11 protein-coding genes are annotated in these 12,567 nt (G+C 62.9%); 10 read left to right on the plus strand and 1 reads right to left on the minus strand.

The window, feature by feature from the left end; all coding sequences use genetic code 11:
- Positions 1-12 precede the first annotated feature (12 nt).
- From A9K68_RS01565 to A9K68_RS32220, 5 genes are all read left to right on the plus strand, one after another.
- Positions 13-972 carry an ABC transporter permease gene (locus A9K68_RS01565; protein ID WP_065006107.1) on the plus strand — a complete coding sequence of 320 codons (960 nt, stop codon included), beginning with the start codon at positions 13-15 and terminating at the stop codon, positions 970-972.
- A gap of 10 nt (positions 973-982) precedes the next feature.
- Positions 983-1,807 (plus strand): ABC transporter permease, encoded by an 825-nt coding sequence (locus tag A9K68_RS01570; RefSeq protein ID WP_065006108.1) that lies wholly within the window; start codon positions 983-985, stop codon positions 1,805-1,807.
- On the plus strand, positions 1,807-3,459 hold the full coding sequence (locus tag A9K68_RS01575) for an ABC transporter ATP-binding protein (protein WP_065006109.1): 1,653 nt from the start codon (positions 1,807-1,809) through the stop codon (positions 3,457-3,459). The genes A9K68_RS01570 and A9K68_RS01575 overlap by 1 nt, the downstream gene beginning before the upstream one ends.
- 7 nt (positions 3,460-3,466) lie before the next feature.
- Positions 3,467-4,306: an alkaline phosphatase family protein gene (locus A9K68_RS01580; protein WP_065006110.1), complete on the plus strand. Its 840-nt coding sequence runs from the start codon at positions 3,467-3,469 to the stop codon at positions 4,304-4,306.
- Between the two features lie 103 nt (positions 4,307-4,409).
- On the plus strand, positions 4,410-4,538 hold the full coding sequence (locus A9K68_RS32220; RefSeq protein ID WP_281033706.1) for a hypothetical protein: 129 nt from the start codon (positions 4,410-4,412) through the stop codon (positions 4,536-4,538).
- A gap of 55 nt (positions 4,539-4,593) precedes the next feature.
- Here the strand turns inward: A9K68_RS32220 and A9K68_RS01585 are convergent, their stop codons facing one another.
- Positions 4,594-5,616, minus strand: a complete 1,023-nt coding sequence (locus A9K68_RS01585; protein ID WP_065006605.1) for a substrate-binding domain-containing protein — start codon at positions 5,614-5,616, stop codon at positions 4,594-4,596.
- A 361-nt stretch (positions 5,617-5,977) separates the two neighbouring features.
- Here A9K68_RS01585 and A9K68_RS01590 point away from each other — a divergent pair, with 361 nt between their 5' ends.
- The 5 genes from A9K68_RS01590 to ugpC all read left to right on the plus strand — a co-directional run bounded on the left by A9K68_RS01590 (position 5,978) and on the right by ugpC (position 12,550).
- Positions 5,978-7,333 (plus strand): ABC transporter substrate-binding protein, encoded by a 1,356-nt coding sequence (locus A9K68_RS01590; protein ID WP_065006606.1) that lies wholly within the window; start codon positions 5,978-5,980, stop codon positions 7,331-7,333.
- A 241-nt stretch (positions 7,334-7,574) separates the two neighbouring features.
- Positions 7,575-8,588, plus strand: a complete 1,014-nt coding sequence (locus tag A9K68_RS01595) for a sugar ABC transporter permease (protein WP_065006607.1) — start codon at positions 7,575-7,577, stop codon at positions 8,586-8,588.
- Between the two features lies 1 nt (position 8,589).
- On the plus strand, positions 8,590-9,744 hold the full coding sequence (locus tag A9K68_RS01600) for a carbohydrate ABC transporter permease (protein WP_065006608.1): 1,155 nt from the start codon (positions 8,590-8,592) through the stop codon (positions 9,742-9,744).
- A 4-nt stretch (positions 9,745-9,748) separates the two neighbouring features.
- On the plus strand, positions 9,749-11,413 hold the full coding sequence (locus A9K68_RS01605; protein WP_065006609.1) for an alpha-glucosidase: 1,665 nt from the start codon (positions 9,749-9,751) through the stop codon (positions 11,411-11,413).
- Positions 11,414-11,437: 24 nt separating this feature from the next.
- On the plus strand, positions 11,438-12,550 hold the full coding sequence (gene ugpC / locus A9K68_RS01610) for a sn-glycerol-3-phosphate ABC transporter ATP-binding protein UgpC (RefSeq protein WP_065006610.1): 1,113 nt from the start codon (positions 11,438-11,440) through the stop codon (positions 12,548-12,550).
- Positions 12,551-12,567: the final 17 nt, after the last annotated feature.

The raw sequence follows: 12,567 nt of genomic DNA on the forward strand, positions 1-12,567 counted from the left end.
GGCCTTGCGGATATGTCCTCACCCATCGTGAAACTGGTGGCCCAGCGCATTGCGCTGGGCATCCTCTTGCTGTTGGCCGTATCGGTCCTGATCTTCGCCGGAACCCAGATCCTGCCCGGCGATGTCGCGCAAGCCATCCTTGGGCAGTCGGCGACACCGGAATCGCTCGCCAATCTGCGCGAGCAGCTCGGCCTCAACGATCCCGCCTTTATCCGCTATTTCCGCTGGCTCGCCGGCGTCGTGACCGGCGACCTCGGCACAGCGATGTCGAGCGGTCAGGATATTGCGACGTCGATCCAGGGGCGGCTATGGAACACGCTGTTCCTCGCCTTCTGGGCGGCGGTCGTGGCCGTGCCGCTGGCGATCATCCTCGGCCTGATTGCAGTGCGCTACCGCAATGGCTGGGTCGACAAGCTGATCTCCGGACTGGCGCTTGCCTCGACGTCGTTTCCCGAATTCTTCATCGGCTACGTGCTGGTTTATTTCTTTGCCGTGAAATACCAGATCTTCCCCGGCATCTCGACCGTCTATGACGGAATGCCTTTCGGCGAGCGCATGCAGGCGATCATGCTGCCGGCGGCGGCACTGACGCTGGTGGTGCTCGCCCACATGATGCGCATGACGCGCGCCGCGATCCTCAATGTCATGCAGTCGGCTTATGTGGAAACCGCCGAGCTCAAGGGGCTTTCGGCATTTTCCGTCATCCGCAGGCATGCCTTCCCCAATGCGATTGCCCCGATCATCAACGTCGTCATGCTCAACCTCGCCTATCTCATCGTCGGCGTCGTCGTGGTCGAAGTGATCTTCGTCTATCCGGGCATGGGGCAATACCTCGTCGACCATGTCACCAAGCGCGACGTGCCGGTGGTGCAGGCGGTCGGCCTGATCTTCGCCGCCGTCTACATCAGCCTGAACATCATTGCGGACATAGCGGCGATCGTTGCCAATCCGCGTCTCAGACATCCGAAATAGGGGAGCGGGCATGCTCGACATAAAACGCATCCCCATCCCTGCGCTGATCGGCCTGCTTCTGACGGCGCTGTTCGTGCTGGCAGCGATCTTCGCGCCCTGGATCGCGCCGTACGGCAATGGCGAGATCGTCGGCGACGTCTGGGGACCGATGTCGGCGACACATTGGCTGGGCACCGACAATCTCGGCCGCGACCTCCTTTCGCGTATGATCTACGGCGCCCGCATCACGCTGTTCATCGCGGTGCTGGCCACCGCGCTGTCCTTCTCGCTCGGCGCCATCCTCGGCTTCTCGGCGGCGGTTTTCGGCGGCTGGTTCGACACGCTTATGTCGCGTCTCGTCGATCTCCTGATGTCGATCCCGACGCTGATCATGGGCCTGGTCGTGCTCTCGGTGCTGCCAACCAATCTGGTGACGCTGATCCTGGTCATGGGTATCCTCGACTCGACCCGCGTCTACCGCCTGTCGCGAGCGGTCGCCGTCGACATAAACGTCATGGATTTCGTCGAGGCGGCCAAGCTGCGCGGCGAAGGCAGCATGTGGATCATCTTCCGCGAGATCCTGCCCAATGCGTTGTCGCCGCTGGTTTCGGAACTCGGCCTGCGCTTCATCTATGCGGTGCTGTTCCTGTCGACGCTGTCCTTCCTCGGCCTCGGCGTGCAACCGCCTAGCGCCGATTGGGGCGGCATGGTCAAGGAAAACAAGGACGGCATCGTTTTCGGCATAGCGGCGGCACTCATCCCTGCGGCGGCGATCGCGATGCTGGCGATTTCCGTCAACCTTGTCGCCGACTGGGTGCTCAACCGCACGACAAGCCTCAAGGGAGGGCGCGGGTAATGGCCGACCAGCGACCAAAGTCCATGCTGCTCGACATCCGCAATCTGCGCATCGAGGCCACGGTGTTCCCGCCGGGCGAGGCGCCCAAGAATATCGTGCTGGTCCACGACGTCTCGTTGACGCTCGAAAAGGGCAAGGTGCTCGGCCTGATCGGCGAGTCCGGCGCCGGCAAGTCGACCATCGGCTTGGCGTCGATGGGCTATGGCCGCGGCGGCGTGCGTATCACCGGCGGCGAGGTCATCCTCAACGGCCGCGACATCCTCAAGGGCGGCAAGGAGGGCTTTCGCAAGCTGCGCGGCCGCGAGGTCTGCTATGTCGCGCAATCGGCTGCCGCCGCCTTCAACCCGGCGCACAGACTGATGGACCAGGTGGTCGAGGCGACGCTGCTGCATGGCACGGCGGCACGAGCCGCGGCCGAAAAACGCGCCGTCGCGCTGTTCAAGAAGCTCAGCCTGCCGAACCCCGAAAGCATCGGCGAGCGCTTTCCGCACCAGGTGTCCGGCGGCCAGCTGCAGCGTGTGATGACAGCGATGGCGCTGTGCTCCGAGCCCGACCTGATCGTCTTCGACGAGCCGACCACGGCGCTCGACGTGACGACGCAGATCGACGTGCTGGCGGCGATCAAGGACGCCATCCGCGACACCCATGTCGCCGCGCTCTACATCACTCACGATCTTGCCGTCGTCGCCCAGGTCTCGGACGAGATCATGGTGCTGCGTCACGGCCGGCTGGTCGAATGGGGCGGCACCCGCCAGATCATCAAGGAACCGCGCCAGGAATACACCAATGCGCTGGTCTCGGTGCATGAGATCGAGCACCAGGAGCAGAAGCCCGGCACGACGCCGTTCCTGTCTGTCAAGAACATCACCGCCGCCTATGGCCGCAGCCATATCAAGGTGCTGAAGAACGTCTCGGTCGACATCTATCCGGGCCAGACGCTGGCTGTCGTCGGCGAGTCCGGTTCGGGCAAGTCGACACTGGCGCGCGCCATCACCGGCCTTCTGCCGCCCGAAGAGGGCACCGTCACCTTCGATGGACGTCCGCTCGCCAACCGGCTCGCCGACAGGCCCAAGGAGGATCTGCGGCAATTGCAGATGATCTACCAGATGGCCGACGTGGCGATGAACCCACGCCAGACCGTCGGCACAATCATCGGCCGGCCGCTCGAATTCTATTTCGGTCTGCGTGGAAGACAGCGTGACGCCCGCGTCGCCGAGCTGCTCGACAAGATCGAAATGGGCAAGGGTTTCATCGACCGCTACCCGGCCGAGCTTTCCGGGGGGCAGAAGCAGCGCGTCTGCATCGCCCGCTCGCTCGCCGCCAAGCCGAAGCTGATCATCTGCGACGAGGTGACCTCGGCGCTCGACCCGCTGGTGGCCAACGGCATCCTGAAACTGTTGCTCGAGCTGCAGAAAGAGGAAAACGTCGCCTATCTGTTCATCACCCACGACCTCGCCACGGTGAAGTCGATCGCCGATTCGATCGCGGTGATGTATCGCGGCGAGGTGGTGCGCTACGGCGCGAAAAGCCAGGTGCTGGCGCCGCCGTTCGATGCCTACACCGACCTTCTCTTGTCCTCAGTCCCCGAAATGGAGATCGGCTGGCTGGAAAAGGCGATCAAGGGACGGCGCATGGCCAGCGCGGGCAATTAGACACCCCGTGGCGCTGACGACAAAACTTCTGCTGATCATCCTCGACGGCGTGCCTTACCGCAACTGGCGCCGGCTGATGGGCAATCTCGAAGGCTGGGTGCAATCGGGCGAAGCGCGCATCTGGAAGATGCGTTCCGTGCTGCCGTCGACCTCGGCCTGCTGCTATGCCTCGATCCACACCGGCGTGGCGCCGCAGGTGCATGGTATCCTGACCAACGAGAACCGGTTTCGCGTCGAGCAACCGGATATCTTCTCCGAGGTCAGCAAGGCCGGTGGCAAGACCGGCGCGGTCACCCATTCCTACTGGTCCGAATTCTTCCGGGCCTATCCTTTCGATCTGGTCGAGGATATGGAATTCGACGAGCCGGGCGGGCCGATCACGTATGGCCGTTTCCACACGATGACCGGCTACAACGCCCGCAACCAGATGACGCCGAGCGACATCGACCTGTTCGCGACGCTGACCATGCTGACCAGGCGCCACGGCATCGACTACGGCATCCTGCATACCTGCACACTGGACTCGATGGGCCACCGCTTCGGCCACGACTGCCACGAGATGGACCATGCCGTTTATGCGATGGACGGCATGCTGGCCGCCTTCCTGCCGCGCTGGCGGGAAGCCGGCTACGAGGTGATCGTCACCGCCGATCACGGCCAGACCGATCGCGGCCATCATGGCGGCCATGACGACGATATGCAGGATTTTGCTCTGTATTATTTCGGACAGGGCAAGGGTCCGGAGGCCGATACGCTGCTCGACCAGCTGCAGCTTGCGCCGACGGTGCTTGCGCGCCTTGGCGTGCCGGTGCCCGCGACAATGAAGGCCAAGCCGTTCCTCGACTGATGCGCGTCTCCACTTCTCCCCCTTGTGCGAAAAGGAATTTGCGCGTCTTTGGCAACGTTGCCGCTCTTCGGCTGGGCTCCGGAAAAAATCCTGGACGGAAGTGGTGAACCGTTTTGCCCCGATCAGCGCAGACAGAAGCGCCACGGCCGTGAATTTCGGCCCCAAGGGCAGGGACAAAGATTTCAACTACGGCCTGCTGGTCACCAAGGCGGCCGAGGCTGCGATGGTATAGCTCTGGCGCTTTGGGGTTGTGTTGATTCAGGTCAGGTCGAGCCGAAACCAGTGCGCTAGGCCCGGGCTCCGGCGACCGATCCCCTTACCACCAGATCGACCGGCCAGACTTCGCCGCGGGCGCCCTCCTCCAATCCGGAAATCCGCGCCGCCAGCCGCTCGGCGACGCGCGCGCCGGCCAAACGGATCGACGAACGCGTCGTCGACAACGGCACCGAAAAATTTTCCGGCTTCAGCCAGGGGAAGACGTCGTCATGGGCGATCAGCGACAGGTCGCCGGGGATGGTCAGGCCGAGATCGCGCGCCGCCCGTACGACGCCGAGCGCCATGATCAGGCTGGAGCAGGCGATCGCGGTCGGCGCATCGCTGCGCTCGAGCAGCCGTCTGGCGGCGCGGTAGCCGTTCTCCTCGGTCATGGCGAGGGAACAGACATGGCCTTCGCCTAGGGCCAGACCGCTCGCCGCCAGCGCCCGGCGCACGCCACGCTCGCGGTGAATGGCGAAGGTCTCGCGGTCATCGCCGTTGATCAGCGCCAGCCGCCGGTGACCGAGCTGGACGAGCAGCCGAGCCGCCTCGTGGAAGGCGCCCTCATTGTCGATGTCGGTGTAGGGGTAGTCGAAATCGAGCCCTTCGCTGCGGCCATGGACGATGAAGGGGATGCCGAGCGTGCTGACCAGCGCCACCCGCCGGTCGGCCGGCCTCGGCGATGAGATGTAGACGGCGTCGACCTGCCGGTTGGCGACGATGCGCCGGTAGGTCGTCTCCTGGTCGTCGGCATCGGCCGGGGACAGCACCAGGTCGAGTTCGTGCGAACGGGCGTAGTCGCCGAGACCGGACAGGAATTCGACGAAATGCGGGTCGATGTCGACGGTCGTCCCGGTCGGCAAGACATAACCGATCATCCCGGTCTTGCCGGTCGCCAGCCGGCGCGCGCTCGGGTTGGGGCGGTAGCCGTGGCGCTTGGCGGCGTCGATCACCCGCCGGCGCGTTTCCTCGTTGACTTCCGGGTAGCCGTTGAGCGCACGGCTTACCGTTGTCTGCGAAAGCGCCAGCATGTGGGAAAGCTGTTTGAGGTTCACCGGAGGCCTCCAAGCCTCAAAGCGCTTTTAACTATGGATTGTCGGCCCGGCCACGGCAGCGCTGCTGCATTTAAGACCATAAGCACTGTTTCTGACCGGTTTGAAGCAAAAGTTGCTGCTGCTGCGCCAAAAAGTCTGCTGCATCGCATTTAGTTGCTCTTTATGTCGGCAGAATTAAATCGATTAGCTTATCTCCCTCTTGACTCCTGATCCATTCAGTGGCGTGATCGAAAAGACCCAAAGCGCTTTGGAAGACTCTTCGAAAGGTTGCGGTTCTTTTCCGACTGAGTCACAGTTCTGCGGCGTCGGCGGACGGAAGGAGGTTCCGTCCGGTGTTTGTCACCACTGGGAGGGAATACCTATGACGAAAATGCTTCTGCTGAGCGCCGCTTTTGTCACGCTCGCCCTGGGCGCACCGGCGCAAGCCGAACTGAAGTTCAAGCCGGGTGAGGACCCCCGTTTCAACTGGGCAAACTACGAAGAGCTCAAGAAGGTCGACCTCAAGGGCGAGACGCTATCGATCTTCGGGCCATGGCGCGGCGAGGACGAGGGCCTTGTGCGCACCGTTCTCGACTATTTCTCGGAGGCCACCGGCGCTGAGATCAAATACTCGTCGTCGGAAAATTACGAGCAGCAGATCGTCATCGACACGCAGGCCGGCAGCCCGCCCAACATCGCGGTGCTGCCGCAGCCGGGCCTAATCCAGGATCTGGCGTCCAAGGGCCTGCTGACGCCGCTCGGCGACGACACCGCCAACTGGATCAAGGACAATTACGGCGCCGGCCAGTCATGGGTCGATCTCGGCACCTTCAACGACAAGGACGGCAAGCCGGGCTTCTTCGCCTTCCCCTACAAGGCCGACGTGAAATCGCTGGTCTGGTACTCGCCGGACAATTTCGAGGAAGCCGATTACGAGGTGCCGAGGACGCAGGAAGAGCTCGCCGAGCTTGAAAAGAAGATCATCGCCGACGGCGGCACGCCATGGTGCATCGGGCTCGGTTCGGGCGGCGCCACCGGCTGGCCGGCGACCGACTGGGTCGAGGACATCATGCTGCGCACGCAGACGCCCGAGACCTACGACAAGTGGGTGAAGAACGAGATCCCATTCAACGATCCCGCGGTGGTCAACGCCATCGACATTTTCGGCAAGATCGCGACCGACGACAAGATGGTCGACGGCGGCGCCAAGGCGGTGGCGGCGACCGACTTCCGCGACAGCCCGAAAGGCCTGTTCTCGGTGCCGCCGAAATGCTATTTGCACCATCAGGCGTCGTTCATCCCGACCTTCTTCCCGGAAGGCACTGAGATCGGCCAGGACGCCGACTTCTTCTACTTCCCACCTTATGCTTCCAAGCCCGACCTCGGCACCCCGGTGCTCGGCGCCGGCACGCTGGCCATGATCACCAAGGATAGCAAGAGTGCCCGCGCGTTCATAGAATTCCTGAAGATGCCGCTCGCCCATGAGATCTGGATGGCCCAGGGCGGTTTCGTGACGCCGTTCAAGTCGGTCAACAAGGAGGCGTATGCCAGCGACGCGCTGAAGAAGCAGGGCGAAATCCTTGCCGATGCCTCGACCTTCCGCTTCGACGGGTCCGACCTGATGCCGGGCAAGATCGGCGCCGGCGCCTTCTGGACCGGCATGATCGATCTCGTCGGCGGCAAGTCCGCCCAGGATGTCGCCACTGACATCCAGAAGAGCTGGGACGCGATCAAGTAGGCGGTCCCGGCTGACGTGCGGACTGCCGATCCTGAATGGATCCGGGGCTCAGTGGCCCGGTTCCGACCGGCGGCCCGCGCCGCAGCAATCTTTGTTTATGAGCACATTCCGGCATGACGCGCGACCAGCAAGACTAGAACCCCGCCTTGCATCCGGTCGCGTTCCAAACAACTGAATCGGCGCATGATCCGGTCGCCAAAACCATTCTCGACTGGCGGATCATGCGCAGAGGGAGGGACCCGTGGCGGCTCAGATTTTCTCGGCCATATTCGTCATCATCGTCGGCGTCGGCGGCTGCGTCGCCTATTTCTGGGGCGCCAACAAGCTGGTGGACATCATCTTCCCGTCGCGCGGCGTTGCAGGTGCTGCGGCCATCGACAATCTGCGCCGGCAGGGGATGATCCGGCCGTGGCTGTTCGTCGGCCCGGCCATGATCATCCTCACCATCTACCTGATCTACCCGGTCGTGGAGACGCTCAGGCTGTCGTTCCTCGATCGCGGTGGCGCCAACTTCGTCGGCTTCGCCAATTATGAATGGGCGTTCGGCGACCGCGAGTTCCGCACCTCCATCCTCAACAACATCATGTGGCTGGCGGTGGTGCCGGCCGCCTGCACATTCCTCGGGCTGATCATCGCCGTCCTCACCGACAAGATCTGGTGGGGCACCATCGCCAAGAGCCTCATCTTCCTGCCGCTGGCCATCTCCTTCGTCGGTGCCAGCGTCATCTGGAAATTCATCTACGAGTATCGCGGCGCCGGCCAGACGCAGATCGGCCTGCTCAACGCCATCATCCAGTATTTCGGCGGCCAGCCGCAGGTCTGGATATCGCTGCCGTTCTGGAACAATTTCTTCCTGATGATCATCCTGATCTGGATCCAGACCGGCTTTGCCATGGTCATCCTGTCCTCTGCCTTACGGGGTATTCCCGAAGAGACGCTGGAAGCGGCCGTCATCGACGGCGCCAATCCGTTCCAGATCTTCTGGAAGATCATGGTGCCGCAGATCTGGGGCACGATCGCCGTCGTCTGGACCACCATCACCATCCTGGTGCTGAAGGTGTTCGACATCGTGCTGACCATGACCAACGGCCAATGGAACAGCCAGGTGCTGGCCAATCTGATGTTCGACTGGATGTTCCGCGGCGGCGGCGATTTCGGCCGCGGCGCCACCATCGCCATCATCATCATGATCGCGGTCATTCCGATCATGGTCTGGAACATCCGCCAGGCGAACAAAGAGACGGGAGGACATTGAGATGGCCGTGGCGACCGGAAAGTCCTTTGCCAGCCGTTTCGGCGTCCATATCGCTGTCTTCATCTTCGTCGCGATCTGGACCGTGCCGACGCTCGGCATTCTCGTCTCGTCGCTGCGCGACAAGGATCAGATCATCGCCTCGGGCTGGTGGAACTCGTTCGCCAGTTCCACCCAGACGGAAGCGGGCCGGTTGCCACCCGCCTCGGCGCAAGTCGAGAAGGACGGCAAGTTCGTCCTCGAGGGCAACATCTTCGGCGACGATCCGGCCCGCGACATCAGCGCCTTCGGCGTCAAGTCGTCGGCCCCGACGCAATATCCCGCCGGCACGACAGCCGATCTCGGCGACGGCGAGACCTTGCAGCTCAACGCCGACGGCAGGTTCGTCATGACCTCAACGAAGCCCTTTGAGGGCGAGCGCGGCCAGCGCGTCTACTACGCCTCGTCGGCGCCGCCGAAATTCACCACCGAAAATTACAATACGGTGCTGTTTTCGGAAGGTATCGGCCGCTCCTTCATGAATTCGCTGACCGTCACCATTCCGGCGACGGTCATCCCGATCCTGATCGCGGCGTTCGCGGCCTATGCGCTGGCCTGGATGCGCTTTCCGGGCCGGGCGTTGCTCATCGCGGTGATCATCGGCCTCTTGGTCGTGCCGCTGCAGATGTCGCTGATCCCGCTGCTGAAGCTTTACAACGGCGTCGGCAGCTTCTTCGGCGTGCCGTCGAAAACCTATCTCGGCATCTGGCTGGCGCATACCGGCTTCGGCCTGCCCTTCGCCATCTATCTCCTGAGAAGCTACATTGCCGGCCTGCCGCGCGAAATCATGGAGTCGGCCCGCATCGACGGCGCCAGCGATTTCGAGATCTTCGTCAAGATCGTGCTGCCGCTGTCGTTCCCGGTGCTGGCCTCCTTCGCCATCTTCCAGTTCCTGTGGGTGTGGAACGATCTGCTGGTCGCGATGGTTTTCCTCGGCACCGAGGGCGACCAGATCGTGCTGACCGCCAAGCTCAACGCGTTGCTCGGCTCGCGCGGCGGCGACTGGGAGATCCTGACGACATCGGCTTTCATCACCATTGTCGTGCCGCTGATCGTGTTTTTTTCGCTGCAGCGTTATTTCGTTCGCGGGCTGCTCGCCGGCTCGGTCAAAGGGGGTTGAGATCATGCAAGCCGCTGTGAAAGCAACGTTGAGCCCCGACCTCGCTGTCGACCGCGACTGGTGGCGAGGTGCCGTGATCTACCAGATCTATCCGCGCAGCTATCAGGACTCGAACGGCGACGGCATCGGCGACCTCAGGGGCATCATCCGCAGGCTGCCCTATACCGCGGCGCTCGGCGTCGATGCCATCTGGATCTCGCCGTTCTTCAAGTCGCCGATGAAGGATTTCGGCTACGACGTATCAGACTATTGCGACGTCGATCCGATGTTCGGCACGCTGGCCGATTTCGATGCCCTGACCGCCGAGGCGCACAGGCTCGGGCTCAAGGTGATGATCGACGAGGTGCTGTCGCATACCGCCGACATCCATCCTTGGTTTAGGGAAAGCCGCTCAAGCCGCACCAACCCGAAGGCGGACTGGTATGTCTGGGCCGACGCCAAGCCCGACGGCACGCCACCCAACAACTGGCTGTCGATCTTCGGCGGCTCGGCCTGGCAGTGGGACACCAGCCGCCAGCAATATTACTTGCATAATTTCCTGGCCGAGCAGCCCGATCTCAACTTCCACAGCCGCGCGGTCCAGGATGCGCTGCTCGATGTCACCCGCTTCTGGCTGGAGCGCGGCGTCGACGGCTTCCGCCTCGACACAATCAATTTCTACTTCCACAGCCAGGGCCTGGAGGACAATCCGCCGCTGCCGCCCGAAGAGCGCAACGACCAGACCGCTCCTTCCGTCAACCCTTACAACTACCAGGACCATCTCTACGACAAGAGCCGCCCCGAAAATCTCGGCTTCCTCGAACGCTTCCGCGCGCTGCTCGACGAATATCCGGCGACGGCGGCGGTCGGCGAAGTCGGCGATTCGCAGCGCGGGCTCGAGGTGGTGGCGGCCTATACCGCCGGCAGCAAGCGCGTGCACATGTGCTATTCGTTCGACTTCCTGGCGCCCGAAAAGATCAGCGCGGCAAAGGTGCGTTCGGTGCTGGAAGCCTTCGGCAAGGTTGCCAGCGACGGCTGGTCGTGCTGGGCCTTCTCCAACCATGACGTGATGCGCACTGCCTCGCGCTGGGCGGCGGGCGAGGCCGACCAGACCGCTTATCTCAAGGTGATCTCGGCGCTGCTGATGTCGCTGCGCGGTTCGGTCTGCATCTATCAGGGCGAGGAACTTGGCCTTGGCGAAGCGGAATTGCAATTCGAGGACCTGCAGGACCCCTACGGCATCCGCTTCTGGCCGGAGTTCAAGGGCCGCGACGGCTGCCGCACGCCGATGGTCTGGAATGGCGCGGACGGCAATGGCGGCTTCTCCAAGGCGAGGCCTTGGCTGCCCGTGCCCGCCAAGCACCTTTCGCAAGCGGTCGATGTGCAGCAGGGCGACGACAGCTCGCTGCTCGAACACTACCGGCGCTTTCTCGCTTTCCGCCGTTTGCATCCGGCGCTGGCCAAGGGCGAAATAGACTTCATCGAAAGCCAGGGCGATACGGTCGCCTTCACGCGCCGCGAGGGCAACGAGCAGATCGTCTGCGCCTTCAATCTCGGCAGCCGACCGGCCGAAATCGATCTCGGCGGACGCTCGCTGCAGCCCTTGCCGGGGCACGGGTTTTCGGGACAGACTGGCGTCGGCTCTATCCGCCTCGGCGGCTACGGCGCCTGGTTCGGGCGTGTCAACTGAATTTGCAATTCACTGGAGGGAATCATGGCCGATGTCACGCTAAGGCAAGTGAAGAAATCATACGGCAATCTTAACATTCTCCACGGCATCGACCTCGACATTAAGTCGGGCGAGTTCATCGTCTTCGTCGGCCCTTCCGGCTGTGGCAAGTCGACCTTGCTGCGGTCCATCGCCGGGCTTGAGGAAATCACCTCCGGGGAGCTCAGGATCGACGGCGAGGTGGTCAACGACGTGCCGCCGTCGAAGCGGGGCATTGCCATGGTGTTCCAGTCCTATGCGCTCTATCCGCACATGACCGTCTACGACAACATGGCGTTCTCTATGAAGATCGGCAAGGAGAGCAAGGCAGAGATCGACAAGCGAGTGCGCCAGGCGGCGGAAATCCTGCAGCTGACAAAATATCTCGACCGCCTGCCCAAGGCGATGTCGGGCGGCCAGCGCCAGCGCGTCGCCATCGGCCGCGCCATCGTGCGCAACCCGAAGGTTTTCCTGTTCGACGAGCCGCTGTCGAACCTCGACGCGGCACTGCGCGTCGCCACCCGCATCGAGATCGCCAAGCTCAAGGAGTCGATGCCGGCTACAACGATGATCTACGTCACCCACGACCAGGTGGAGGCGATGACGCTGGCGGACCGCATCGTGGTGCTCAAGGAGGGCCATATCGAGCAGGTCGGCACGCCGATGGATCTCTACAAGAAACCCGGCAATCTGTTCGTTGCCCAGTTCATCGGCTCGCCGGCAATGAACATCCTGCCGGCGACGATCGACAAATCAGGCGACCCGACCGTCGTCAGTCATGTCGGCGGGCGCAAGGCGACGGTGCCGATCGCCACGCCAGCGTCAGTGAAGGGCGCTTCGGTGAGCTTCGGCGTGCGGCCGGAGGATCTGATGATCGCCACCGGGACGGATTATCTTTTCGAGGGAACGGTGGACTATGTCGAGCAGCTCGGCGAGGTTCAGCTCGTCTATGTCGACATCGGCCGCTCCGAACTGCCGCTGGTGACCAAGCTGCCCGGCAATGTCGAGGTCAAGCGGGGTGCTGCGCTGCGGTTGAATGCCGATGCCGGCGACCTGCATATTTTCGATGCCGACGGACATTCCTTCACACTCCACAAAGCGGAAGCAAGGGCAGCCTGAGGCCGGCGGCCTAACTG

The organism is Mesorhizobium sp. AA22, assembly GCF_001672375.2.
Taxonomy (GTDB): Bacteria; Pseudomonadota; Alphaproteobacteria; order Rhizobiales; family Rhizobiaceae; genus Mesorhizobium; species Mesorhizobium wenxiniae.

Excerpts from the sequence above, each read along its gene's own strand:
- A9K68_RS01605 (WP_065006609.1), top strand. The coding sequence starts at position 9,749 with ATGCAAGCCGCTGTGAAAGCAACGTTGAGCCCCGACCTCGCTGTCGAC.
- A9K68_RS01590 (WP_065006606.1), top strand. The coding sequence starts at position 5,978 with ATGACGAAAATGCTTCTGCTGAGCGCCGCTTTTGTCACGCTCGCCCTG.
- A9K68_RS01570 (WP_065006108.1), top strand. The coding sequence starts at position 983 with ATGCTCGACATAAAACGCATCCCCATCCCTGCGCTGATCGGCCTGCTT.
- A9K68_RS01600 (WP_065006608.1), top strand. The coding sequence starts at position 8,590 with ATGGCCGTGGCGACCGGAAAGTCCTTTGCCAGCCGTTTCGGCGTCCAT.
- ugpC (WP_065006610.1), top strand. The coding sequence starts at position 11,438 with ATGGCCGATGTCACGCTAAGGCAAGTGAAGAAATCATACGGCAATCTT.
- A9K68_RS01565 (WP_065006107.1), top strand. The coding sequence starts at position 13 with ATGTCCTCACCCATCGTGAAACTGGTGGCCCAGCGCATTGCGCTGGGC.
- A9K68_RS01575 (WP_065006109.1), top strand. The coding sequence starts at position 1,807 with ATGGCCGACCAGCGACCAAAGTCCATGCTGCTCGACATCCGCAATCTG.